This window comes from Paenibacillus sp. YYML68 (assembly GCF_027923405.1).
Taxonomy (GTDB): domain Bacteria; phylum Bacillota; class Bacilli; order Paenibacillales; family NBRC-103111; genus Paenibacillus_G.
Genome location: NZ_BQYI01000001.1, coordinates 5,012,241 through 5,037,690, shown reverse-complemented (window position 1 = coordinate 5,037,690; position 25,450 = coordinate 5,012,241). Strand labels below are relative to the sequence as shown.

The 25,450-nt window shown below is 56.2% G+C and carries 17 protein-coding genes and 1 riboswitch; of the genes, 16 read left to right on the top strand and 1 reads right to left on the bottom strand.

What is annotated here, in order from left to right; translation table 11 throughout:
- The first annotated feature begins 169 nt into the window (after positions 1–169).
- From PAE68_RS22425 to PAE68_RS22375, 11 genes are all read left to right on the top strand, one after another.
- Positions 170–574, top strand: a complete 405-nt coding sequence (locus PAE68_RS22425; protein WP_281890713.1) for a FixH family protein — start codon at positions 170–172, stop codon at positions 572–574.
- Between the two features lie 59 nt (positions 575–633).
- Positions 634–2,064 (top strand): right-handed parallel beta-helix repeat-containing protein, encoded by a 1,431-nt coding sequence (locus PAE68_RS22420; RefSeq protein WP_281890712.1) that lies wholly within the window; start codon positions 634–636, stop codon positions 2,062–2,064.
- Entirely contained in the window at positions 2,061–2,588 is a 528-nt protein-coding gene (locus PAE68_RS22415; protein ID WP_281890710.1) for a nitrous oxide reductase accessory protein NosL, read from the top strand. Before PAE68_RS22420 ends, PAE68_RS22415 begins: the two co-directional genes overlap by 4 nt.
- Positions 2,585–3,403, top strand: a complete 819-nt coding sequence (locus tag PAE68_RS22410) for an ABC transporter permease (protein ID WP_281890708.1) — start codon at positions 2,585–2,587, stop codon at positions 3,401–3,403. Before PAE68_RS22415 ends, PAE68_RS22410 begins: the two co-directional genes overlap by 4 nt.
- Positions 3,396–4,178, top strand: a complete 783-nt coding sequence (locus PAE68_RS22405) for an ABC transporter ATP-binding protein (RefSeq protein ID WP_281890706.1) — start codon at positions 3,396–3,398, stop codon at positions 4,176–4,178. The genes PAE68_RS22410 and PAE68_RS22405 overlap by 8 nt, the downstream gene beginning before the upstream one ends.
- Before the next feature lie 3 nt (positions 4,179–4,181).
- Entirely contained in the window at positions 4,182–4,724 is a 543-nt protein-coding gene (locus PAE68_RS22400; RefSeq protein WP_281890704.1) for a redoxin domain-containing protein, read from the top strand.
- A 132-nt stretch (positions 4,725–4,856) separates the two neighbouring features.
- Positions 4,857–5,043, top strand: a riboswitch (cobalamin riboswitch).
- Between the two features lie 227 nt (positions 5,044–5,270).
- Positions 5,271–9,797, top strand: a complete 4,527-nt coding sequence (locus tag PAE68_RS22395) for an S-layer homology domain-containing protein (RefSeq protein ID WP_281890702.1) — start codon at positions 5,271–5,273, stop codon at positions 9,795–9,797.
- A gap of 75 nt (positions 9,798–9,872) precedes the next feature.
- A complete protein-coding gene (locus tag PAE68_RS22390; protein WP_281890700.1) occupies positions 9,873–10,880 on the top strand; it encodes a DUF4430 domain-containing protein in 1,008 nt (335 codons plus the stop codon).
- On the top strand, positions 10,880–11,761 hold the full coding sequence (locus PAE68_RS22385) for an energy-coupling factor transporter transmembrane component T (RefSeq protein ID WP_281890698.1): 882 nt from the start codon (positions 10,880–10,882) through the stop codon (positions 11,759–11,761). Before PAE68_RS22390 ends, PAE68_RS22385 begins: the two co-directional genes overlap by 1 nt.
- Positions 11,743–13,647 (top strand): ABC transporter ATP-binding protein, encoded by a 1,905-nt coding sequence (locus PAE68_RS22380; protein WP_281890696.1) that lies wholly within the window; start codon positions 11,743–11,745, stop codon positions 13,645–13,647. Before PAE68_RS22385 ends, PAE68_RS22380 begins: the two co-directional genes overlap by 19 nt.
- Positions 13,629–14,318: an ECF transporter S component gene (locus PAE68_RS22375; RefSeq protein ID WP_281890694.1), complete on the top strand. Its 690-nt coding sequence runs from the start codon at positions 13,629–13,631 to the stop codon at positions 14,316–14,318. Before PAE68_RS22380 ends, PAE68_RS22375 begins: the two co-directional genes overlap by 19 nt.
- 213 nt (positions 14,319–14,531) lie before the next feature.
- On the opposite strand, the gene PAE68_RS22370 is transcribed toward PAE68_RS22375, so the two are convergent.
- On the bottom strand, positions 14,532–16,775 hold the full coding sequence (locus PAE68_RS22370; RefSeq protein ID WP_281890692.1) for a helix-turn-helix domain-containing protein: 2,244 nt from the start codon (positions 16,773–16,775) through the stop codon (positions 14,532–14,534).
- A 263-nt stretch (positions 16,776–17,038) separates the two neighbouring features.
- Here PAE68_RS22370 and PAE68_RS22365 point away from each other — a divergent pair, with 263 nt between their 5' ends.
- The 5 genes from PAE68_RS22365 to PAE68_RS22345 are packed head-to-tail and all read left to right on the top strand — an operon-like array spanning position 17,039 to position 25,435.
- Positions 17,039–17,953, top strand: a complete 915-nt coding sequence (locus PAE68_RS22365) for an ABC transporter permease (protein ID WP_281890690.1) — start codon at positions 17,039–17,041, stop codon at positions 17,951–17,953.
- A gap of 16 nt (positions 17,954–17,969) precedes the next feature.
- A complete protein-coding gene (locus PAE68_RS22360; protein ID WP_281890689.1) occupies positions 17,970–18,869 on the top strand; it encodes a carbohydrate ABC transporter permease in 900 nt (299 codons plus the stop codon).
- A gap of 49 nt (positions 18,870–18,918) precedes the next feature.
- Positions 18,919–21,210 carry a glycoside hydrolase family 3 N-terminal domain-containing protein gene (locus PAE68_RS22355; RefSeq protein ID WP_281890687.1) on the top strand — a complete coding sequence of 764 codons (2,292 nt, stop codon included), beginning with the start codon at positions 18,919–18,921 and terminating at the stop codon, positions 21,208–21,210.
- Positions 21,211–21,250: 40 nt separating this feature from the next.
- Positions 21,251–23,905 carry an alpha-L-rhamnosidase gene (locus tag PAE68_RS22350; protein WP_281890685.1) on the top strand — a complete coding sequence of 885 codons (2,655 nt, stop codon included), beginning with the start codon at positions 21,251–21,253 and terminating at the stop codon, positions 23,903–23,905.
- 24 nt (positions 23,906–23,929) lie between these two features.
- Complete coding sequence (locus tag PAE68_RS22345; protein ID WP_281890683.1) at positions 23,930–25,435, top strand: sulfatase family protein; 1,506 nt, start codon at positions 23,930–23,932, stop codon at positions 25,433–25,435.
- Positions 25,436–25,450: the final 15 nt, after the last annotated feature.

Here is a 25,450-nt window from a genome sequence, read left to right as displayed (position 1 = left end):
CAAGGCCGATCGTCTCTTCCGCCTCTTCGTGCTGTGTGCGCTCCTTCGAAGTAGGATGTTCACAGCATGTTCATAGGAATAGCCCGATCGAGTCATACTAAAACTTGGCATGTTCTTTACAATATAGAGGTGGGAAGAAAAGGAAAGGGAAAAGAGGGGAGGAAATCTCTTGTTGGTATGGAGAACAAGGCTCCGATCTGTCGGCCTGCTGCTCGTCATCGTGACGGTCATGCTTCCGCTGTTGCTGGCCAGCTGTGCCTCAGGACCGCAAGGAACGGACCCGACGAGCGTCAAGGTCGAGCTGGTTACCGATCCGCCTGCGGTGCAGAAGGGGCAGTCGGCTAAGGTTCGGGCACAGCTCACGGGGCTTACCCCGACGAAGGAGCTGAAGGTGCAATTCGATATTCGTAAGCCGGATAAGCGTAGCCTGCCGCAGCTGAAGGATGCGAGGCTCATAGACGGCCAGTACGAGATCGAGCATACGTTCGATCAGGCGGGTACGTATACGTTGTATATACATGTGTATGAAGGGGAGCTGCACATTACGAAGAAGCGAGAGCTGACGGTCTCATGAGGGACGAGCGGAGTTGCAAACGGTCATGTCCAGCTTGCATCGTGTGGCTGGTGCTGGGAGTGGGCTTAGCTTGGTCTGTACCGTTGGTAGCTGGCGCAAGTGCAGCTTCTGTCGATGCTGCTGCTGCGGGTGCGGCTGTTGCCCCGGCCTTAGCTGTCCAACCATCCGCCGTTGTTAATCTGGTCTCTGCTGTTCAACAGCCTGTCGCAGAGGGAGCAGCAGCGGCTCGATCGGAGCAGGTTAGTCTGCAGCAGCTGGTCGACCAGACACCTAGAGGGGCAGCTCTGAGGCTGAGCGACGGTCTCTATGCTGGACCTGTCAAGGTGGACAAGCCGCTTCATATTATAGCGGAGGGAAATGTGGTCGTTCGGAATGAGTCCGGAGAGCCGGCCATGTCCATTACGGCCGAGGACGTGCGGCTGCAAGGGCTGCGGATCGAGCAGTCCGGTGCAGGCCAGCAGGCTGCTGTCCTTGTGACCGGAAGTCGTGCCAGGCTGCTAGACTTGGACATTGAGACGGAAGGGAACGGTATCGTGCTCCGTGACAGCGAGCGTCATGTACTGGAGCGACTGAGCATCGTTCGTAAGCAGGCGTCTGGGCAGGAGCAGATGCCAATGTCCGAGCGTGGCAATGGTATCGATCTGTTCGAGGTGCATGATAGTCGAATATTGAATAATGCGATCAGCCAGATGAACGACGGCATTTACCTGGAGAGCAGTCACAACAATATAATAGAAGGAAATCAGATAGAGCATTCCCGATATGGCATCCACTGTATGTACACAGATGGCACAGTCATCAGCGGCAATCAAGGCGCTTACAACGTGACTGGAGCGATGGTCATGGGGGTTCATGACGCGGTGGTGGAGAGCAATACGTTCGTCAAGCAGAGTGAGAGTGTTAATTCGCAGGGGCTGCTGTTTTTCGACGTACATACGTCGCGTATTCATGGCAATAAGGCGGAGGGCAACCGTGTCGGCTTGTATGTGGAGCAGTCGAACCGTAATGTGTTTACGGACAATGAGGTCATACGGAACTTCATTGGCGTGCAGTTTCTGGAGTCGGAGGGTAATCAATTTACAGGCAACCAGTTCATGGGCAATGTCATCGAGGCAGAGGCGAGCGATAGCCGCGACAACACGTTCCAGGGCAACTACTGGGAGGCGTTCCGGGGCATCGATGTTGACCGAGACGGAACGAGCGACACCGCTTATGTGATCAATCCGTTCTTCCAGCGGCTGACGACTGCGATTCCGGCGTACCAGCTGTTCTTCCAATCGCCGGGCATGCAGTTTATGGAAAGCTTAAACCGTGCTGGACTGGAGGAATGGACGAAGGATACAGCGCCGCGGATGCGCCCTGATTCCCGCAACGTAGATCGTGAACAGGGGCAGGCTGCTGCTGGAGCTACGGGAGTGCTATGGGGGTCACTGGCGATGCTGGTGCTCTCCCTTCTACTAATTCGATATGCAGGAGGACAACGACAATGAAAACCAAATTCTCATGGATACTGGCAGTAATTGTGATGCTCGTGGTAATGGCAGGTTGTGGTCAAAAGGAATATACGGCGCAGGCGATTAATGAGGCGACGGATAAGTGTGTCATCTGCAACATGCAGGTGAAGGACGATGCATTCGCTGTGCAGCTGACGACGAAGGAAGGGAAGACGTACAAGTTCGATGACATCGGCTGCATGAACGAGTGGAAGAAGGAGAACGGCACCGATCAGATCGCTGCGCAATTCGTTCGGGACTATAACACGAAGGAATGGATCAAGTTCGACGAGGCGACGTATGCGTTCGACGTATCGTTCAAGTCTCCGATGGCGTACGGCATCTACTCGTTCAAGGACAAGACGGAGGCGCAGTCGTTCATCGACAGTCAGAAGAAGGGCATGCTGATGAGCGCGGCGGAGCTGTCCGGGCATACGTGGGAGCGCGGCAAGGGGATGGGCGGCAGTCACGGACATAGTCACTCGGAATCCGGCGCGGCTCCAGCTAAGCACGGTCAATGAACGTCCTTCATATCGCGCACAGAGAGGTGAAGCTCGGTCTGCGCAATCCATGGGCGTATTCGTTCATGGCGCTCTTCACGCTCTTCAGCCTATCCCTGCTGCTCATTAACGCTCAAAGCTTCATGCAAGGATATTCCAGCTCGACCGCCTCGATGCTCAGTCTCATTCTGTACTTGCTGCCGCTCATGACGCTGCTGCTCGGCTCCTTCTCCCTGACAGCGGAGAAGGAAGAGGGGAGCTGGCAGCTGCTGTCGACGTATCCGTTGTCTACGGCGGCCTTCCTGTGGGGCAAGTATATCGGGCTGACCGTTGTGCTGCTCACGATCGTGACCTTCGGCTACGGCGTGTCCGGTATTGTTGGAGCGCTCGCAGGCAGCGGGCTTGACGTACGTACGTTCGGACTGTTTATTGCCTTCTCGACAGGACTTATCGTTCTATTCCTAGCCATTGCGATCGGCATCGGCACGTACGCTCGCAATCGGTGGCAGGCGTTGACGATTGGTGTTGCGGTGTGGTTCTTCCTTGTGGTCGGTTGGCCGACGCTACTGATCGCGGTATTGGGTATCGTTCCTTATCTGTACATCAAGCCGGCGCTTGTGACGTTGACGTTCCTGAATCCGGCTGAGCTCGTCCGCTTGTTCGTCGTCGTTAAGCTCGGAGGAGGGGCTGTGCTCGGACCTGAATACTACAAGTGGGTCGGCTGGATGGAGCGGCCAAGCGGCGGCTGGTTCTTCCTCGCTGTCTGTCTATCATGGATCGTATTAGCTGTAGGCTTCGCGAGCTTGGTTTGGGAAAGGGGGCGTTCACGTGGATAAGCCAGTTCTCGTACTTAAGGGTGTCCGCAAGGAGCTGGGCGGTCGAGCCGTTCTGGAATCGATTGACCTGTCGCTGTCGCGCGGACGTGTCCTTGCGTTGTGCGGTGGTAACGGCGCCGGGAAGAGCACGCTGCTGCGGCTCATCACTGGGATGCTGCAGCCGACGAGCGGTACGATTGAGCTGAACGGTCTGCAGTGGGGTGCGAATCGCGCTCGCTATGCCGACCAGCTCGGATACATGCCTGACGATTACTTGTTCGGTCAAGGCTTGTCAGCTCACGAGACGCTGTCGTTCTGGGCGGCGCTGCGCAAGGTGCCGAAGAAGCGGGTGGCAGAGCTGCTCGAGCTCGTCGGCTTAAGTGAGGTGAAGCACAAGGCGGTCACCTCGTTCTCGAAGGGGATGCGTCAGCGCTTGCTGTTCGCGCAGGCGCTGCTGGCCAAGCCTCCGCTGCTCGTCATGGACGAGCCGACCAACGGCCTTGATCCGTACTGGATGGATGCGTTCGTCGAGCTGGTGCGCCAGTCCAAGCAGGAGGGGCATGCGATCCTCTTCTCGACGCACCAGCTGCGCGTGGCGGAGCTGGCTGCAGATGAAGCCGTCTTCCTGCAGGGGGGAAGACTGGTCAGGCAGGACCGCACCGATGTACTCGGGGGCGATGCAGCGTCAATGGACGCTCGCGGTCTCGAGACGGCTTTCGCGGAGCTGTACCGTCAGCCGATGACCGGGAGCGGTGGTGGACATGCTCGGGGCTCCTCCGGCAAGGGGGGCGAATAGCCGATGGCTGCTGTAGTCTGGAGACAGGGCGTCATGGCGGTGCTCGTCTTGCTTATTGGCGCGGCGCTCGTCTATACGCTGCTGCAGTCCGGAACCGAGGGGAATGCGGCAGACAAGGTGCGGATCGGTCAGCCCGCGCCTGACTTTGCCTTGGCGCGTCTTGAAGGCGTCAGCGAGCTGAAGCTGTCCGATTATCGGGGCAAGGGAGTGCTGCTCTTGTTCTGGGCGACGTGGTGTGAGCCTTGCGAGAGGGAGATGCCGCTCATGAACGAGGCGTATCAGGCTGGGGTGCAGGGCGTCGAGGTGATTGCCGTGAATGTAGGAGAATCGAGAGGGAGTGTCGCGCAGTTCGCGGTCAAGCACGATCTGAGTTTCCCGATCGGTCTGGACCCGAGCGGCGAGGCCGTAGACCGCTTCGGCGTACTCGGCTTGCCGGCAGCGTTCCTGATCGACGCGGAGGGCAGGCTCGTGAAGCGGCTGGACGGTGAGCTGACCCGGACAGACGATATTGTTCGATTGCTGCGGCAGGTGCAGCCGTCGTCTTAGCGGGTGTGAACGTATGGGACAGGCTCCGCTGTGCGCGGCGAAGCCTGTTTGGCATAGTGTCAGCTGCCTGAGGGCTACGGATTTTCGCATAGACGGCTCTAGCTTTTCATGATAAGATGGGGCTGGTCTATAGCAATCTAGTGAAGACAGGTTCGAATCTACCGATTCGTTAATAGGGAAGCCGGTGTAAGACCGGCGCGGTCGCGCCACTGTGAGCGAGGAGCTTCTCCACATGAGCCACTGTTTCATTCGAAACGGGAAGGCGTGGAGATTGCAACGATTCGCAAGCCAGGAGACCTGCCTGTCCGATACGCCAAGCAACCTACGCGATATAGGGAGACGGTGGGCAAGCGCTGCACGCATGCGCCGTTATGGCTGGTTTGACGCACATACGTTTGCCTTCGTACATATCTGCTTATGTTGCGGCACCTTCTGGCGGAAGGTGCTTTTCGTTATGCGGCCTGTTGGAGGCTGTCGCGAGGAAGCTGAACACAGGTGAGGGGAATGGCCCCAGAGCCATGTGAAGAAAGTGGAGGGATGAGAAGCATGAAGATGAGGTCAAGGCTGCAGCAGCAGTTGATCAGGCTCGTGGTTGCGATGCTCCTGCTGGCGCAGCTCGCGAGTGGGCTGCAGCCTGCGCAGCTCGCACAGGCAGCGAATGAGGATTCAGCAGTCGGATCACAGCCGACGAAGGTGACACGTACCGTAACGATTGTCCAGCTGATCGAGGAGGCGTCGGCTTGGCTCGTGAATCAGGGACCCGTGACAGATGACTGGTACGCCTATACGCTCGGTCAGGCGGGCAAGACAATAGAGAGCGGCTACCTGGATGCGGCGAAGGAGCGGGTGCAGTCGTTCACGGGCGCCACGCTGCCGACTGAGTACGCTAAGCTGACGCTCGGTGTGAAGGCGGCTGGAGGCGATCCGCAATCGTTCGCAGGGCGCAATCTGCTGGAGCCAATCTACAATCGTACGGACCTAGCTGCCCAAGGGGCGAACGGTGTCATCTACGGCTTGCTGGCGCTCGATAGCGGCAGCTACACGATTCCGACCGATGCTGTCTGGACGAAGGACAAGCTGGTCGGGTGGCTCGTTCAGCGCCATATTAAGGATCAAGGCTGGGCGTTGAATGAGAGCGATACGACGGCTCAGATTGATATTACGGCTGCAGCGCTCTGGGCGCTCGCCCCGTACAAGGATCGGGCCGACGTAGCAGTCGTAGTTCAGGAGGCGGTGTCTTGGCTAGCCACTAGGCAACTGGATAACGGCGACCTAACTGTAAACCGCACCAACAGCAACAGTCTTGCGATGGCCGTGCTCGGTCTGTCGAAGCAGCAGAAGGACGGACGGCAGGGCAGCTTCGCGAAGCCGGAGGGGAGCTTGATCTCCGCGCTGATGCATTATTCAACGGGAGATGGAGGCTTTTCCTATCAGGCGGGGGGAGCTTCGGACAAGTTCTCGACGTACCAGTCGCTGCTCGCCCTGGTCGCATACGATACGCTGACAGGCGGCTTGAGCGGCACGTATACGGTGCCGGTCTACACAGGCAGCACGAACGGCAAGGCGAGCGTGTTCATTCATGTGGAGACGAGTGAAGGGACGATGGCGGAAGGCTTCGAGTCGGCACGCACGCCGCTTGAGGCGCTGCAGCAGCTGGCGGCGAGACATAGTCTTCCAGTCGTGACAATGGATTCGCCGTTCTTCGATGTGTATGCAATTGGCGGCAAGGCGAAGAACACTAGCCACGGCAATTATCATTATTGGGGCTTCAATATTAAGCGCAACGGCACGTGGACCGGAGACTGGGATTGGAAGTCGACGCAGCTGCAGCCGGGCGATGAGCTGGCGGTGATGTTCGGTCCGTACTTAGGCTCCGCCCTGCTCGACAAGATCGAGCTGGAGCCGAAGGTGCCGAGGAACAAGGAGCCGTTCCAGGTGAAGGTGACGCAGCTAGACGGCATGCAATCTGTTCCGGCTGCGGTGTATGTGAAGGTCGGTGGACAGACGGTATGGACGGATGCTGCGGGCATCGCCTACTTCCCGGGCGGCTATGAGGCGACAGATGAGCGCATCGAGGTAACAGGGGCGCTCGTGAACGGCTTCCCTTCTGTTGTGCGCGGCGTGCAGGAGCTGCCATCTCTCGTGCAGGTGCGCGTAGAGGGGCCTGCTGGGTCGTTGGTCGCGAAGCAAGAACGTGCTTCGAGCGTGTACGAGGCGCTGCAGCATACGGTAACGGAGCATGTTTATACGGACGGTATGTACTTCGGCATAAGCTCGGTGAATGGCATCGAGGCATCGGGCTTCCACTGGTGGGGCTTCGCCGTGAAGCGTGCCGGTGTGTGGGCGTCTACAGGAGGCTGGAAGGATACAGCCTTGCAGCGTGGCGATGAGGTGCTCATCTACTACAGCGGCATGGATACGCAGATCGTGCACCAATATGCGCTCACTCCGAGTGTGCCGAAGGCGGGTCAAGGCTTCACTATTCAGGTGGAGCAAGCGAGCTGGCAGGGTACTTCCAAGGCAGCTGGCATTCAGGTTCGCATCGGGCAGACGACCGTGACGACTGATACGTATGGCATAGCGGCCTTCAGCGGCTTGCCTGCCGGGATGCACGAGCTCGTTATCTCAGGTTATCGGGAGCACGATGCACCGCTCATCGCCCGCTGGAGCGCTCAATTGAATGTTGCGCCGAACGTCGTAACAGGCTCGGGCTCAGGCGAGCAAGCTCCATCGGTCTCTGTCAGTGTGGATGGCGGTGCGGCCCGCGGATCGATATTATCTGCGAGCAGCACGCCATGGCAAAGTGGAGATACCGCGTATTCGGTGCTCGTGCGGGCGCTGGGCGCTGACCGTGTCGTCTCGATTGGCAGCGGCTCAAGCTTGTATGTGAGCGGGATCGACGGCTTGAACGAATTCGCACACGGGCCGAAGAGCGGATGGCTGTATGCCGTCAATTGCTCGTATCCATCCAACAGTGCCAGCAGCTACGCGTTGTCACAGGGAGATCGCGTGTACTGGAAATATACAGTTAACGGCGGCGATGATGTGAAGGCGACAGAGCTGCCGGGCTGCTCGTCCGGTGGAGGGAGTAGCGGTCCAGTCGTCGGCGTCAATATTGCAGATACGGCGGCCAAGCTCGATGAAGAGCTGAAGAAGCTGACCATTCGCTACGATCATCAGACGCCAGTGAGCGCGAAGGTGGCGACGGTCGTCGTGAAGAACGGCGATAAGGCGATGACGAAGGAGACGGCCGACCGTCTGCTGCAGCTGGCCCGTTCGAACGAGGTGCAGCTGCAGAAGACTGTCAAGAGCAGCGAGGCGGCTGCTATTATCGATTCACAGGAAGAGGTGCAGCTTATCGTTCCGGCGAGCGCCTTGAAGGAGGACACGACGCTTACCGTTCACAAGGAGGAGGCAGGTGCCTCCAGACCAGAGGTGCTTTCCTCGATCTTCGAGCTCGGTCCGGACGGCACGACCTTCGAGAAGCCGGTATACGTCGCGATCAAGGCGCCGTTATACGGGAAGACGCTCGATCAGCTCGCGCTAGTGTGGCTGAACGAGTCTACGGGACAATGGGTTCCGATTCCTGCTGTGCTGGATGCCGAGACCGGTATTGTGACGGGAGCGGTGAATCACTTCACGAAGTTCGCGGTTATTGATAAAACAAAGCTGAAGACAGCGGACACGAACAAGCTGTCCGAGGAAGTGGGCAAGGCGCTTGCGGCGGTCGTACGCTACGTGCGGCAGCAGGAGGACGGCTTGACTGACTGGGAGGCCTACGGCCTCGCCGTGGCAGGCGAGCAGGTGCCAGCTGCTTATGTCGCAGGTGTAGAGTCGCTGCTGCAGGAGAAGGAAGGGCGTCTGCGGCTCGTGACCGATTATGAGCGGATTGCACTGGGCGTGCACGCTGCTGGCGGTAATCCGCGTGACATCGCGGGCTACGATCTGATCGATGCGATCGTGAATCATCAGCAGATGACGCTGCAAGGCACGAATGGCCCGATCTTCGCCTTGACAGTGCTGAATGAAGTCGGCCACGAGGTGGAGACGAGCAGCCTGTGGACGCGGGAGAAGCTACTGAGCTGGCTGCTGGAGCGCCAGCACCGAGATGGCGGCTGGCCGCTTGCCGAAGGGGACTCCTCCTCCATTGATATAACGGCAATGGCGCTCACCTCCCTCGCGCCTCATGTATCGAAGCCGGGTGTGAAGGCGGCTGTCGACCGAGCGCTCGGCTGGCTCTCCACGCAGCAGCGTGCCGATGGCGGCTTCGGCCTCGAGGGAACTGTGCCAAGCGAGAGCTCGGCTCAGGTGGTGCTGGCGTTGTCCTCGCTCGGCATCTCGGCTGAAGACGAGCGGTTCGTGAAGGCAGGCGGCTCGGTGCTGAGCCATCTGCTGACGTATCAGCAGGCGGACGGCGGCTTCGCGCACTTGAAGGGTGAGCCGTCGAGCGACATCGCGACCGAGCAGGCATTGCTGGCGCTGGCGACCTATGCGGCTCGCGAGCAGGTCACGCTGTCAGCAGCATTCACGGACGCGTCGAGCATCTCGCCGTGGGCGGCTGGGTACGTGCAGAAGGCTGTGAAGCACGGGCTTATGAACGGTATGGATGGGCAGCGCTTCGCGCCACAGCAGTCGTTGACACGAGCGCAGTTCGTGGCGATCGTGCTTCGGCTGAAGGGAATCCAGCCGGTGGCAGCTGGTCAGGCGACGAAGTTCGACGATGTGGAGCCTGGCAGCTGGTACGCGCCTCTCGTCGCAGAGGCTCACCGTCAAGGCTTCATCGAGGGGATGGATGAGCGCCGCTTCGCTCCTGACCGTCAAGTAACGAGGGAAGAGATGGCCATTATGCTCGCCCGTGCCTACGGGCTGACGTCCTTGTCCGCAGCGAACCTCGCACCGTTCTTGGATATAGCGGATGCGAATGCCAGTTCGCTCGCCGCGATTCAAGCGGTACAGGCGAGCGGTTACATGGAGGGCGATGACCGTAATCGGTTTTTGCCGCAAGCGGCGGTAACGCGCGAGATGGCGGCTGCTGTTGCGGTGCGCGTTCTGGAGAAGCAGAGAGCATCATAGGCTAGCGATTGAAGGCGAAGGGCACTGGTGCAGTGCTCTTCGTGTTATTTTTAATAGAAGAAGGGGGATGAGGTGATGTCGATCTGGAGGAACGGGGGGGCACGTAGGCTGCTCGCAGCGATGGGGCTGCTTCTGTTCATGCTGCTGTCGGCGTGTTCTTCGGCGTCCGGTCCGGCGACGGGGGCTAGTGGACTCGGCGCGACAGGCGAAGATGGGCAGACGACCGGGAAAGGGGCGGCGTCGCAAGGCTCGGATGCAAAGGGCGCTGGAGCGAGGCAGCAAGGAAGCGCTGCAGCGAGCGATAGACCGGGTGCAGTGTCGCATTCAGGGCAAGCAGGCGGATCTGCGAATGCCGAGGACGCTGCTGGGCAAGGGTCAGCTGCGCAGACCTCCGGTGTACAGCAGTCACAGCCTTCGGGGGAGCAGACATCGAGCGTGCAGCCGTCTCAGAGCGGAGGGGCTGCTCCGTCAGAGGGCCAGTCGTCGGTAAGCGGCGGGGCCAGCGGTGATGCCGCGAAGCAAGGCGGCTCGCAGGCTCCCCATGCGTCGCAAGCCGAGGCTACAGCTAGCCAAGCTGCAGCCGCTGGTTCACCGTCAGCGGACGGCGCAGCTTCAGGTAGTCCGTCCCCGCCTGCGACAGCCTCGGGTGAGTCCGCGGCGCAGGCGAATGCGAGCGGATCGAATCACGAGTCGGCGGCTGCAGGGGCTCCATCATCCGTCGCGAGCGCCGGGGTGAGCATCGAGATTCACGGTGACGCGAAGAAGGGGACGATACTGCCGGTGACGGCCGTTGAGGTGAAGGATGGAGATACGGTGATCGACGTGCTGCGGCGGGTGACGAAGCAGAATAAGATTCAGATGGAGACGCGGGGAAGCGGTAGATCCGTCTACGTCGAGGGAATCGCGAATCTGTATGAGCTGGACCGTGGGGCGAAGAGCGGCTGGCTGTATAGGGTGAATGGTCAATTCCCGAAGATGAGCGCAGGCGCCTATAAGCTCGCCCAAGGCGATCGGATCGAGTGGCTGTATACGGTCGACCTTGGTAAGGACGTCGGCAAGACCGATGAGGCGGGTGACCCGTAATGCACCACTCCGGCTTCCGTGCGCTGCATCCGCTGCCGAGCTTCATCTACTTCACAGGGGTGATGCTGCTGTCGATGCTGCTCCTTCATCCGGTATTCCTGACCGCCTCCGCGCTGCTGCTCGTTGCGGTCGGCTATCGTCTGGCTGCATTCACGAGTCTGTTGCGAACGGTCGGTCCGCTGCTGGCGCTCGGCGTCGTGCTGTTCGTGCTCAATCCGCTGTTCTCCCATCGCGGGGAGCATATTCTGTTCTACATGTGGGAGCAGCCGATTACGCTCGAGGCGGTATGCTTCGGACTAACGATAGGGCTGTCTACGCTATCGCTCATGCTCGTCTTCCTCAGCTACAGCAAGGTGATGAGCTCGGATAAGTTCCTCTACTTGTTCGCCTCGATCTGGCCGAAGGGCTCGCTCGTCGTCGTCATGGGGATGCGGTTCGTTCCTCTGTTGAAGGACAGGCTTCGGGCGATCAGTCATACGCAGCAGACGAAGGGGATCGGCATTACCGAGGGACCGCTACGCAAAAGAGCCAGCGACGGCATGAAGCTGCTGCAGATTCTGCTCACCTGGTCGCTGGAGGATGCGCTGCAGACGGCTGACTCGATGAAGGCGCGAGGCTTCGGCATGCGTACGCGAAGCACGTACCGCACGTACCGGATGCGGTCGAAGGATTGGCGTGCTTTGACGATGCTGCTGCTCCTGCTTGTGACTTGCCTGGCCGGAAGATTGCTCGCAGGCTATGGGCAGCTGACGATCTATCCGTCTATGGAGGCGTGGCAGTTGAGAGGATGGGAATGGTGTACATTTGCTGCGTTCATCACGTATATCGGGATGCCGCTCTGGATGGAGGGGAAGGATCGACTATGGAACAGCTGGCGATAAATGAGCTTCAATTCACGTACCCGGATCAGCCGGAGCCGGTGCTGCGGCACGTGAATCTGTCTGTGCGTCGAGGTGAGCTCATTGTGCTCGCCGGGCCGTCGGGCTGCGGCAAGACGACGCTGCTCCGTCTGTTGAAGGCCGAGCTGCAGCCGGTCGGTCGGCTTGAGGGGGAGATTCGCTTCCGGGGCAAGCTGCTCGGCGAGCATGAGCCAGCGGAGCTCGCTTGTCGCATCGGCCTCGTGCAGCAGCAGCCGGACAATCAGCTGGTGATGGATCGAGTGCTGCAGGAGCTTGCCTTTGGGCTTGAAAATATGGGCGTGCCCGCGGATGCGATGCGCCGCCGTATTGCCGAGCTCGTCCATTACTTCGGAATGGAGAGCTGGCTGCACCAATCGGTCCATACGTTGTCGGGTGGACAGAAGCAGACGGTTAATCTGGTCGCGGCGTTACTGCTGCAGCCGGAGGTGCTGCTGCTGGATGAGCCGACGGCTCAGCTCGATCCGGTCGCGTCCAAAGATTTCCTGCAAATGCTCCGTCGGCTGAACGAGGAGCTCGGTGTGACGATTATTCTGACCGAGCATCGGCTGGAGGAGCTGAGTGGGATGGCGGATCGGCTGGTGGTGCTGGGCAGGGACGGCACGATCACGTATGCTGGTCCGCCGAGAAGCTGGATCGGACAGCTTCACCGTGAAGGCTCACAGCGGTATGAGCCGTACATGCCGGGTATCGCTCGATTGTATCTGGCTGTGCAGGAGCATCGGAAGCAGGGGGCGGCTTCGCTCCACGGGATGGGCGCAGAGGCTGCTGCTGGTGGTGCTGCTGAGGTGCACGAAGCGGCGGACGCGCACATTCCGTTAAGTGTGCGGGAGGGACGGCAGTGGCTGCAATCGCTGTGTGAGGCACCTGTTGAGCCGGCCGACGTAGCGACTGCAGCAGACTCGGCGCGTAACACTAGAAGGCCTGCAGACGACGTTGCAAGTCGTGCCACGGGTATGGCGCGTACTGATACAGAACGTGCCGACCACGCAGGTCGTGCCTCAAGCTTATCGCGTCCCGATGCCTCGCCCGCAGCCCACACGCGCCAGCTGGAGCAAGCATCCCGCAAGCAAGCGCTGCTCGACTGCCGCGAGCTGACGTTCAGCTACGCGGACCGCAGACAGCCCGTGCTGCGACAGCTCGACCTTCAGGTGACGGAAGGCACGTTCCTCGCCATTGTCGGGGGGAACGGCTCCGGGAAGTCGACGCTGCTGAGGCTGATGGCGGGACTCGAGAAGCCTGCGGCTGGCGACATACGGCTCGGCGGGCAATCGCTGAGGCGCATGAGCGGGGACGCGAAGTACAAGACCATCGGCTACTTGGCGCAAAATGCGATGGCGTATTTCATCGAGGACACGGTCGGTGCTGAGCTGCAGCGTGCGATGGAGCGTTCGCCAGCTGACAACCGCGAATCGCGGCTGCACGAGCTGCTCGAGCGGTTCGAGCTGCGGCACGTGCTGGAGCGGCACCCGCATGACTTGAGCGGCGGCGAGCTGCAGCGTGCCGCCCTTGTTGGTGTGCTGCTATCCGGACCGCGGCTGCTGCTGCTGGACGAGCCGACGAAGGGGATCGACCCGCTGCAGAAGCAGTCGTGGGGGCAGCTGCTGACCGAGCTGAATCAAGAGGGAGTCACCATCGTGATGGTGACGCACGATATTGAATTTGCGGCGTCTTATGCGATCGAGTGTGCGATGCTGTTCAATGGTGAGATCGCGGCGCAGGAGGAGGCGGCCGATTTTTTCCGCGACAACCATTTCTACACGACGGCGGTTCATCGTGCTGCCCGCGACCTGTGTCCCAACGGTGTGACGTATGAGGAGGTGCTGAAGCGATGTCTCGAGCTCGTATAGCGTTCGTCGTCTGTATAATGGTGTTCCTGCTCGGACTCGGGCTGATCTCGACCGTGGGGAGTGATCAATACTTGCTCATCAGTTTCGTACTCATCCTCGCTGCGATGGCGCCGTTCTTCATCCGCTTCGAGCTGCGCGAGCTGCAGGCGCGGGAGGTGGTGCTCATTGCGCTGCTGGCGGCGATCGCGGCGGTCAGCCGCGTGCCGTTCGCCGCGCTGCCGAGCGTGCAGCCGACGAGCTTCGTCATTATCGTCTCGGCGCTCGTGTTCGGCGCGGAGAGCGGCTTCCTGATCGGGGCGTTCGCCGCGCTCATCTCGAACATGTTTCTCGGGCAAGGGCCGTGGACGCCTTGGCAGATGTTCGCCTGGGGGATGATGGGGTGGACAGCGGGTGCGCTCCGCACACCCTTCAGACTGTCGGGCAACCGATGGGCGCTGCTGCTGTTCGGCTTCGTATGGGGCATGCTGTTCGGCTGGATCATGAACTTCTGGACGGTTGCCGGACTTGCGGCTGAGGGCCATTGGGAAGGGATGGCGGCGGTGTATGCCGCAAGCCTCCTGTTCGAGCTGGCGCATGCTGCAAGTAACGTGTTCTTCCTCGCGCTGTTCGCGAAGCCGTGGCTGCGTATTCTGGAGCGGTTCAGGCGGAAGTACGGGCTGCTGAGCGGATGAGAGCTAGTCACTGTTCCGCAGTAGCGGACGTTCGGCCTGACAGCTGGAATGAACGCAGCTGCTATGAGGCGCACGGAATGAACTTGTTATGATCACATAAGGGGCGAGCAGGCTGCAAGCGTGAAGCTAGCGGCCGTGCTCGCCCCTTATGTTGTATTGGCACGCAGAGGATGGTTCAGACATTCAAGGGACGATCCTCAAGAGATAACGTATTCACCTCTCCGCTTGTCTTCCTGTCTTGCGATACTCCCCCGGCGTCATGCCTTCCTTCTTCTTGAATCGATCGATGAAGTAGGACACATTCACGTAACCAGCTCCGGTTATAATGTCCTTCACGGACTTATCGGTATGCAGCAGCTCTTGCTTCACATGCTCCATTCGAAGATCAAACACATATTCCGTAAAGGTAGATCCGGTTAAATCCTTAATCGAACGGCTGATGAAGGATGAAGAAAGCGAGAGCTCATCTGCCATCTGGCTTAAATTAAACTCGTATAACAAGAAGTGATCATGAATATACGACATCATTCGCTGACCTAGCTCAGAGAACTCCTCATCCTTCCGCTGCTTAGAAAGCTGGCACAGTGTTACAATGCAGCTTTTAATTTCCGACTCAAACATATCCATAGACTGCTGGTTCAGAAGCTGCTTGAACGTCTCTGACTTATGCGGCAATGCCTGTACATGAACCAGCTTGAATATGGAATTAACGAGATCAGATGTCATACATTTGGTCATCAGAAGTGATTTCTGTTCATTAATCTCCGCGATAATCTGCTTCAAGGACTCGAGAGCCAGCTGCTCGTCACCTTGTTTAATCGACTGAAGCAGAGTGAGCTTAATGTCGGCAGAATACCAACGGGTCGACTCCTGCTCGTTCCAGTTGACAATATCGGGATATCGAATGATGCTGCCGGAAGGAAACTTCAACTCATACTCTTTGGCCGCCAGTGATTCAATGTATGATCGGTGGATTCCCATGAAGCCATCGTACATTCGGCCAATACTGATGGTGGGCTTCGTACCCGCAATGCTGTATATCACTCGATGCAGCTCGCGAGCGGCCTCGTCCACAGCAAGCGATGGCTCCGGAGGATGCTTCAATACGCCGACGATGCAGGTGAACATCCCACGCTGGTACGATTCAACAGGGTACGCATACATATCCTCGTTGGCGTAATCCGATAAGCTGCGTGCCAGCTCTTGAGTTAAGGCTGCATCTGCATCCTCCGCGCTGAAGCATAGGACGAAGTGCGAGACACCTTGCAGCATAATCTGGTGCTCCTTCATGAAAGCGCGCACATCCGATTCTGCCGTAAAGAAGCCGCTGATGAGCTTGACTAGAAACTGATCCTGGATCAGGTGCTTCTGATTTTCCATCTGATCGAGCAGCGTTTGCTGGCTTTGGGACATGCTTTCAAAGGAATGTGTAATATAATCAAACTCCTGGTTAATTCTGGGATGTGCTGCTTCGAGCTCAAGCTGGATTCTGGATATTAGCTGCTGCACGGGCTTGTAGAAGCGTCTTGACAGCAATATTGCCACCGCAACTCCGATCAAGACCAGAGACAACAACACATACCAGATCAAATTCGTCAGCTTCAGCACACGCTGATAAAACTGATCGGTCGGAATAAGGGTCATGTACGTCCATCCGGTTGCTTCTGATTTCACCCACGTTACAGAAGTCGACTCGAGCTCCTTGACCACAGAGGTCTGCTTGCTGTCAGCCGCCTGATCGAGCAGCTCCGTCATAAATCGGTCTTCAATGACCATGCTGTTGGTTCTGGAGGTAAGAAGGTTACGATTCTCATCAAATACAAATACAGCGCCGCGGAAGTCACCCAGAATCGGTGCCATGAGCTGATACAGCCTCTGGCTGTCGAATAGAAACAACACGATGCCATAAGGGCTTACGGAGCGCACAGGAAAGGGGATCCCAATCGTCATAATTTCCTTGGACGTGTTGTGAGTGGGATCGGCGGGACGGACGAAGGGAAGCTTGTTCTCCTCCAGCTTGCTCATCCAGTGCGCAGAAGCTTCCTTGTTGCTTCTATAATAATCTCGAATTAACGATGAAGTGCTGAATAAGCCAGCTGAAGAGTAGAACTGGTCACTCCCGTACAGATGATAAAAAATATCTTCAAAGTACGAGGAGCTTGCCTTGTATTTCTGGATTTCCTTAATCACCTCCATGGAGGCGTAGGTATCATTGAGAAGCTGGTAGCGGGATAGATCTGGGTTCAGAGACATGAGTACGGTCGTATCTCTCAAGCCAAGAAATTGCTGGTCCATAAGCTCTACAGCTTGGTGCAATCGATTCAGGTTCGTTTCTTCAATCTCCGTTCGAAGCGCGCTTACGGCACCGGTGTATATGAATACCCCCAGAATGGCTACCGGTATACTGAACATAACAATGAATGCAAGTAAGTACTTGGTATACAAGTTCCATCTCATCTGGATGCTTCCTTTCCTAGGGCAAATGTATCTCTTATTGTACCTATTTGTCCTGGAACAATAAAGAGAAAAAATAAGGAGTACGCCCGAAAAGCGAATTCGAGTATGCCGGAGTAAGCGGATATTGTGGATTCACATCGTATGTAGAACATAACGAAGGATTCGTTTATGAAGGATAAGGCGGATATTTACGTCATGGTCTGCAGGATGCTACAGTCTGATCAAGTTACGTAACGTCAACCAACAAGAGGTGATCCTGTGTTATGAGCATTTACATGCAGACCTGGAAGAAGCAAATCCAACGGAATTGGCATCTGTATTTGTTTATACTGCCAACGTTGATTTATTTCACGATCTTTAACTATTTACCTATGTATGGCGTTCAGATCGCGTTCAAAAACTTTATTCCTTCTAAAGGAATTACGGGTAGCGAATGGGTCGGCTTAGAGCATTTCTTACGATTCTTCAATTCCCCATCCTTCTGGACCATTATTCAGAACACTGTATTAATTAGTTTATACGAGCTCCTCTTGTTTCCTCTCCCGATTCTGTTCGCGCTTGCCATTAATGAATTGCGCAACGGAATGTTCAAAAAGAGTGTCCAGATTATTACGTATGCGCCGCACTTTATATCTGTAGTCGTAGTAGCGGGCATTATCGTATCGCTGTCCCATCCGAGTACGGGGATCTTGAATAAGGGTATCGTCTTGCTTGGAGGGGAGCCCATTAGCTTCATGACGGAGCCTGAATGGTTCAAGTCCATCTACGTTTGGTCAGGGACGTGGCAGCAGCTGGGCTGGAATTCGATCATCTATATCGCAGCACTGAGCGCGATTAACCCGGAGCTGCACGAGGCCGCTACGATCGACGGGGCAACCCGAATGCAGCGGGTCTGGAACATTAACTTACCGGGAATTATGCCGACGGTTATCATTCTCCTCATCCTGAGCATTGGCAGCTTCATGTCGATCGGATTCGAGAAGGTCTACTTATTGCAAAACCAGCTGAACATGGATTCATCTGAGGTGATCCAAACCTACGTGTACCGAAGCGGCTTGCTTCAGGCTCAATACAGCTTCTCTGCAGCGGTGGGGCTATTCAATTCGGTCATCAATCTGGTGCTTCTGGTGACGATCAACAGGATTGCTCGTAAGGTCAGCCAAACTAGCTTGTGGTAAATGTAAACGGAAGGAAGTGGGAGCTGTGATAACCTCTTTGGGGGATCGTGTGTTTGATGCAGTCAATCGCTTGGGACTGCTCTTGGTGACGCTCGTCGTCTTGTATCCGCTTGTATATGTTGTAAGTGCATCGATTAGCAACCCGGCCTATGTCAATACCGGACAGATGTGGCTGTGGCCTATCGACATTACGTTCGACGGTTATCGAAGAGTACTGGAGAACCCGGACATCTGGACCGGCTACCGTAATACGATCCTGTATACGGTGCTCGGAACGTGCTTCAACCTATTATTGACCATTCCTTGCGCATATGCACTGGCTCGCAAAGATTTGTACGGTCGCAACTTCATTACGGGCATCTTTTTGGTGACTATGTTTTTTAACGGCGGACTCATTCCGACCTATCTTGTTATTAAGAACCTGAATCTATTGGACACGCCATGGGTGCTAATGATCGTAGGAGGAGCCAGCGTCTGGAACTTAATCGTCGCCCGGACCTTCTTCCAGAATACGATTCCCCGGGAGCTGGAGGAAGCAGCCGAGGTGGATGGCTGCTCCCATCTCTCCTTGTTCCTGCGGGTCATTCTACCGATCTCCGGACCGATTATCGCGGTTATGGCCTTGTTCTACGGCGTGGCCCACTGGAACCAATATTTTAATGCGATGATGTATTTGCAGAGCCGCTCGCTGTACCCATTACAGTTATTTTTGAGAGAAATTCTGATCGTGAATGAGATGAGCGCCAATATGATGATGGACGGCGAATCTATGGCTGCTATGGCCGAGCAAGCGAAGATTGCGGATATCATCAAGTATGCCGTCATTATTATTTCGGCCTTGCCTCTGCTAATTGTATACCCGTTTGTTCAGCGCTTCTTCATTAAAGGTATTCTGATTGGTTCGCTCAAGGGGTAATGTCTGATACGCGCCCTTGGAAGCTATTAATATTATGGAGGTATTCGAAATGGAGTCTTACAAAAATGCGGCCCTCTCTGTGGACGCCCGTGTTGAGGATTTGCTGCAAAGGATGACGTTGGCGGAGAAGGTCGTACAAACGATGTCCATCGGAAAAGTAGGTCAGACGTTTGATGTGAAGCTCAATGAGGACGGAAGTCTGGCCGATGGAAGTATCGACGACATCTACACCCATGGAGCCGGGGCGATTCAGCTTCCGTTCAAGGGCGACTCGATTGAAACGAGAATCCAAAAGCTCAATGCTCTTCAAAGCTATTTTGTCAATCAGACTAGACTGGGCATACCTGTGATGGTGCATGAGGAGTGTCTGCATGGACATCTGGCGAAGGATGCAACAAGCTTCCCTATTCCGATCGCGATGGCCAGTACGTGGGATACGGAGCTGATTGAACGTGTGTACTCCGCGATGAGTAAGGAAGCGAGGGCTAGAGGGGGCCATGAAGCGCATACGCCTGTGCTTGATCTGGCAAGAGACCCTCGCTGGGGCCGGACCGAGGAAACGTATGGCGAGGATACGTTCCTCGTTACGCGAATGGGTGTCGCTGCCGTTCGAGGCTTGCAGGGAGATGGTCCAGCTGTGGATGCGGAGCATGTGATTGCAGCCCCTAAGCATCTTGCTGGCTATGCCCAGTCCGATGGCGGACGTAATTTTGCCCCGAGCCACATACCGTTACGTGTTCTGCAGGATCAAATCTTGCCTCCCTTCAAAGCGGTCGTCCAGGAGGCGGGTGCTCTTGGCATGATGCCTTCCCATAATGAGATTGACGGGATACCGTGTCATGGCAACAGGAAGCTGCTTACCGATACGCTTCGCGAAGATTGGGGCTTTAACGGGATTGTGGTATCTGATTACTTCGACAGCTCGAGACTGGATATTCTGTTCCATGTTGTGAGCAACCAGAAGGAAGCGGCCGTGAAGGCGTTGAAGGCTGGACTCGACATGGATTTGCCGGGCGGCGGATGCTATATCCATTTGCTTGAGGCTGTAGCCGAAGACCCGTCCTTGGAAGAAGTATTGAATATTGCGGTAGCGAGAATATTACGAGCTAAGTTTCTTCTGGGACTATTCGAGAACCCTTATGCGGATGCAGATTATGCGAAGCGGATTATTAACTGTGATTCACATAAGAAGCTCGCCAAGGAAGTCGCAGACAAGTCCATTACGTTGTTGAAGAATGAAGGCGGCCTGCTGCCACTTCAACTCAATAAGCTCCGCAAGCTTGCTGTCATTGGGCCGAATGCTCATCCGATCTGTACGGGCTCCTACAGCACGAAGCCGAATAAAGGAATTAGCATTCTCGATGGCATTATAGCCAAAACGAAGGGGCAGCTGGAGGTCGTGTATGCCAAAGGCTGTGACATTATTAAAGGCAAGGACGATGGCGGGGAGACGGAGCTGGATCGACGCTTAAACAATCCGCAGCTGCGCTCGCTAGATGAGAATGTGGCTTGGATTGAGGAAGCGGTGCAGGTGGCTAAGGAAAGTGAAGTAGCGGTCGTCTGCGTGGGCGGCAACACATTAACGAGCCGGGAAGCGATATTTTTCAATGATGATCGGGGGGATCGGGCTGACCTGAATCTACCGGGGTCCCAGGATGAGCTCGTGAAGCGAATCGTGGAGACAGGAACACCGACTGTCGTCATTCTTATTAACGGTAGTCCGCTTACGATTAACTACATCGCACAGAACGTTCCGGCCATATTGGAAGGATGGTATCTGGGGGAAGAGACGGGCCATACAGTAGCGGATGTGCTGTTCGGCGATGTGAATCCTAGCGGGAAGCTGCCTATCACATTCCCGCGTTCAGTCGGCCAGCTGCCGGTATACTATTCACAAAAACCGACCGGATTATTCAAAAAATATTTATTCGTGGAGCATGATGAGCCCTTGTTCGTGTTCGGTTCCGGCTTAAGCTACACAACCTTCGAATATCGTCATCTGCAATTGAGCTCGAGCTCGATGACCGTGGAGGGGACGGTTACCGTATCTATCGATGTAAGCAATACGGGTGAGGTAGCCGGGGACGAAGTCGTGCAGCTGTATATCACGGATCTGGTGAGCTCGGTGACAAGGCCTATTCAGGAGTTGAAGGGCTTCAAGCGAATTACACTGCAGCCGGGTGAAACGAAGACGGTGTCCTTCCTCATCGAGCCCTCCATGCTGAGCTTTACGGATGAACAGTACGAGACGATCGTAGAGCCTGGGGAGTTCAAGATCATGGTGGGAACGAGCTCGAAGCAGTATGAATCGGTTGTGCTGAACGTAGTGCCAGTGAGCTGAGTTACTTAGTAGTAATCATTACAACCTAAAGAGGTGTGAGATGGTGGAAGTGAAGATCGGTATGAAGCCGTATGATTTGCGCTGTGAATACAAGGTCCACCGACTCGGCATGGATGAGCGTAGTCCCCGATTGAGCTGGAAGCTGCATGCACCATACAGAGCCGCGCAGCAATCTGCCTATAGGCTGATTGTATCAGCAGGAGGGGACGTATGGTGGGATACGGGTAAGATCGTGTCTAATCAATCCGTTCATGTTCCCTATGAAGGTCCTGCGTTCACATCAAGGACGCGTTACGAGGCTCGTGTGAAGGTATGGGATCAAGACGACGTCGAGTCAGACTGGAGCGAGGAAGTCTATTGGGAGACCGCGCTGCTGGACTCTAGCGAGTGGACGGCTGCATGGATTACAGCAAGCTGCGAGCAGCCGGAGGCGTGTCCGTATATGCGTAAGCCATTCACACTGCGTGAAGGCATTGTCGCTGCACGCATCTATGCGACTAGCCTTGGGGTGTATCAGCTGTTCGTGAACGGAGAGAAGGCCGATGATACCTTATTTACTCCCGGCTGGACGAGCTACAGCAAGAGGCTGCAATACCAGACCTACGATGTCACGAGGCTGCTTGCGAGCGGTGAGAATGCGTTAGGTGTGATGCTGGGTAACGGCTGGTACAAGGGGAATTTGGGCTGGAAGGGCTCAAGCGACCTGTATGGCAGCCAGCGGGCTGCTCTCGTGCAGCTGCATGTGCAGTACGAGGACGGAACGGAGGATGTGATCGTCTCGGATCGTTCCTGGAAGGCTAGTGCAGGTCCATTGCTCATGTCCGAGCTGTATCATGGGGAGGTCTATGATGCCCGGCTTGAGCAGGATGGCTGGAGTCGTATCGGGTTCGATGATAGCCAGTGGACAGACGTATCACTGCTGGAGCACGGCTTCGACACGTTAATTGCGCAGGAGGGCGAGGCGGTTCGTGTCGTGGAGGAGCTCACACCTGTTGACGTGCTGCGCACTCCGAACGGTGAGACGGTCGTTGATTTTGGACAGAACCTGGTTGGTTGGGTGAAGCTTACCGTCGAGGCGGAGGAAGGGCATACGATTACATTGCGTCATGCGGAGGTGCTGGATGAGGCTGGTAACTTCTATACGAGCAATCTGCGTACGGCGAAGCAAACGATTACCTACATTTGCAGAGGAGGCGGAGTCGAACGTTATTGTCCGTATTTCTCATTCCAGGGCTTCCGCTATATTCAAGTTGAAGGTATTCCTCATGAGCTTGTCGCGTCAAGCGTCGTCGCTCAGGTCATATACAGTGACATGGATCAGACAGGCAGCTTTGAATGCTCGGATGAAATGGTCAATCAGCTGCAGCGCAATATCGTATGGGGACAGAAGGGGAACTTTCTCGACATACCGACGGACTGTCCTCAGCGCGATGAACGATTAGGCTGGACGGGGGACGCTCAAGTGTTCATTCGTACCGCCGCGTTCAATATGAACGTCGCTACGTTCTTTACCAAATGGCTGAAGGATCTCGCGGCGGACCAGCTTCCGGATGGAGGGGTACCCTTCGTAATTCCTGATATTCTGCGGGGACAGCATTCCTCATCAGCATGGGGGGATGCGGCGGTAATCTGCCCTTGGGTTCTGTACGAGCGATATGGGGATCGGCGAGTGCTGGAGCAGCAGTATGATAGTATGGTCCGCTGGGTCGAATACATTCGCTCGCAAGGCGATCACGAATACTTGTGGAATACAGGCTTCCACTTTGGCGATTGGCTTGCTATGGATGCACCGAAGGGTACCCGTATGGGAGCGACTCCGAAGGACTTGATCGCTACCGCCTTCTATGCGTACTCCTCGTCTCTCGTAGCGAAGGCAGCCCATGTGCTGGGCAAGCAGGAGGACGCGGCTCGCTATACGGAGCTGAGTGCTCAGGTGGCCCGGGAATTCCGCAAGGAATTCGTCACTCCGAACGGAAGGGTCGCTTCGCCGACGCAAACAGCGTACGTGCTGGCACTCATGTTCGATCTATTGGAGGATACCGACCGGGAGCGAGCTGCGTCGATTCTGGCCCGATACGTAGAGGAGAATCACAATCGATTGACAACAGGCTTCGTCGGCACGCCCTATCTGTGTCTGGCGCTGTCGAAGCACGGCTATACGGAGCTTGCTTATAAGCTTGTTCTGCAGAAGGAGTACCCTTCATGGCTGTACCCGATTACGAAGGGGGCAACCACGATCTGGGAGCATTGGGACGGTATTCAGCCGGATGGCTCGTTATGCACCGATCCGATGAACTCCTACAACCATTATGCATACGGATCGATCGGCGAGTGGTTATACCGGGTTGCAGCTGGCCTCGACACGGACGAAGAATACCCGGGCTACAAGAAGTCGCGTATTGCACCGCAGCTTACGGATGCCATCGATTATGCCCAGGCCTCCTATTGCTCGATGTACGGAGTAGTGGCAGCAGGCTGGGAACGCCAAGAGAATGGCGCGATCTCGGTGAAGGTGACGATACCGCCTAACACAGGGGCGACGGTGATACTGCCAGGTGCGGTGCTCGATCGGGTGGAGGAATCCGGCGTGCCGGCGATGACTGCGGAAGGCGTCCGCTCGGCCGTGCAGACGGAAGCGGGTGTGCAGCTGGAAGTAGGATCAGGCGAATATCAATTCATGTATTCATGCAAATAAGAGCATAGGTGGAGGAGAGCGACGATGTCACGTAAAAACATTTTGTTTCTATTCACGGATCAGCAGCGATATGACACCATTGAGGCTCATGGCAATCCGATTATCAAGACACCTGCGTTGAATCGGTTAGTCGAGTCAGGAGTTACCTTCACAAGAGCGTATACGTCGTGTCCGGTATGTGTACCGGCGCGGTATGCCTTGATGACAGGACAGCTGCCGCACCGTACTGATTGTACAGCGAATGAGAGAATGCCGGACGGTCGGCGCAGCTTCATGGAGATTTTGTCACAGAACGGCTATCAGACTCATGGAGTTGGCAAAATGCATTTTACATTTGCGGATCAGGGAGCGGAGGCGCTCTGGGGCTTCGAATCCCGCGATATTAGCGAGGAGGGAGGAGGCGAGGATGATTTCAAGCGGTTCCTCAATCAGAACGGGTATGAGCATGTGCATGATCCGCAAGGAATCCGCAGCGAGATGTACTATATTCCTCAGCCGTCCCAGCTTCCGGCACATTTGCACAATACGACGTGGGTCGTCGATCGCAGTATCGATTTCTTAGAGCGAAGAGACCAAGACCGCCCGTTCCTGCTGATGAGCAGCTTTATTAAGCCACACCCGCCCTTCGAGACGCCTACTCCTTGGAACAAGCTGTATCGGGGGCCGGAGATGCCGCTCCCTAAGCGTCCGATGAACGGTGAGGAGCTGCTGACTTACTGGAATCGATTCCAGAATCGATATAAATACCGTGATCAAGGTGTGGACGATCATCTGATGCGGACGATGAAGGCCGCCTATTATTGCACGATCTCCTTCATCGATTATCAGATTGGACGTCTGCTCGCCTATATGGAAGAGCATGGGCTGCTGAAGGATACGCTGATCGTGTTCTCCTCCGACCATGCCGAGCTGCTGGGGGATTACAACAGTGTGGGCAAGCGCAGCTTCCTGGATTCGGCGGCACGCATTCCACTCCTTGTGGTCGATCCAGATCGAACGAAGGGGAACGAGCGCTGCAATGTCCCTGTAAGTCTGGTGGATGTACTGCCTACATTCCTGCAAGCGGCACAGATTGAGCCGCAAGAGGATTACAGCGGCCGAAGCTTGCTCGATATTGCCGAGGGCAAGGAGCAGCGGGAGCTGACGATTGCTCAATACAATCGCAATGAGTTCGGTGTGTATATGGCTGTTACCGAGCGTTATAAATATATCTACTCAGCACCGGATAACAAGGAGTGGCTGTTCGATCTGCAGGTCGATCCGGAAGAAACACACAATTACTTCAATAATCCGATGTACAAGGATCAAGCTGATCTGATGAAGCGCCAGCTGCTTGAGCTGCTGAGGAAGGATGGCTGCACATCGATGATCGACGGTGACGATTGGAAGCGGTATGAGCCTCAGCAGCTGCCTCCGGGCCCCGATTCGCTATTGCTGTTCCAGGACCCGCCTGCAAGTATTCCACATATTCCTGGATATGAGCGAAGCTTTGAAATCAATCAAAGCGCACTGTTTCGAACAAAATTTTAGATCATCGCAGATGGA

Excerpts from the sequence above, each read along its gene's own strand:
- PAE68_RS22415 (WP_281890710.1), top strand. The coding sequence starts at position 2,061 with ATGAAAACCAAATTCTCATGGATACTGGCAGTAATTGTGATGCTCGTG.
- PAE68_RS22410 (WP_281890708.1), top strand. The coding sequence starts at position 2,585 with ATGAACGTCCTTCATATCGCGCACAGAGAGGTGAAGCTCGGTCTGCGC.
- PAE68_RS22400 (WP_281890704.1), top strand. The coding sequence starts at position 4,182 with ATGGCTGCTGTAGTCTGGAGACAGGGCGTCATGGCGGTGCTCGTCTTG.
- PAE68_RS22395 (WP_281890702.1), top strand. The coding sequence starts at position 5,271 with ATGAAGATGAGGTCAAGGCTGCAGCAGCAGTTGATCAGGCTCGTGGTT.
- PAE68_RS22390 (WP_281890700.1), top strand. The coding sequence starts at position 9,873 with ATGTCGATCTGGAGGAACGGGGGGGCACGTAGGCTGCTCGCAGCGATG.
- PAE68_RS22385 (WP_281890698.1), top strand. The coding sequence starts at position 10,880 with ATGCACCACTCCGGCTTCCGTGCGCTGCATCCGCTGCCGAGCTTCATC.
- PAE68_RS22380 (WP_281890696.1), top strand. The coding sequence starts at position 11,743 with ATGGAACAGCTGGCGATAAATGAGCTTCAATTCACGTACCCGGATCAG.
- PAE68_RS22375 (WP_281890694.1), top strand. The coding sequence starts at position 13,629 with ATGTCTCGAGCTCGTATAGCGTTCGTCGTCTGTATAATGGTGTTCCTG.
- PAE68_RS22370 (WP_281890692.1), bottom strand. The coding sequence starts at position 16,775 with ATGAGATGGAACTTGTATACCAAGTACTTACTTGCATTCATTGTTATG.
- PAE68_RS22365 (WP_281890690.1), top strand. The coding sequence starts at position 17,039 with ATGAGCATTTACATGCAGACCTGGAAGAAGCAAATCCAACGGAATTGG.
- PAE68_RS22355 (WP_281890687.1), top strand. The coding sequence starts at position 18,919 with ATGGAGTCTTACAAAAATGCGGCCCTCTCTGTGGACGCCCGTGTTGAG.
- PAE68_RS22350 (WP_281890685.1), top strand. The coding sequence starts at position 21,251 with ATGGTGGAAGTGAAGATCGGTATGAAGCCGTATGATTTGCGCTGTGAA.
- PAE68_RS22345 (WP_281890683.1), top strand. The coding sequence starts at position 23,930 with ATGTCACGTAAAAACATTTTGTTTCTATTCACGGATCAGCAGCGATAT.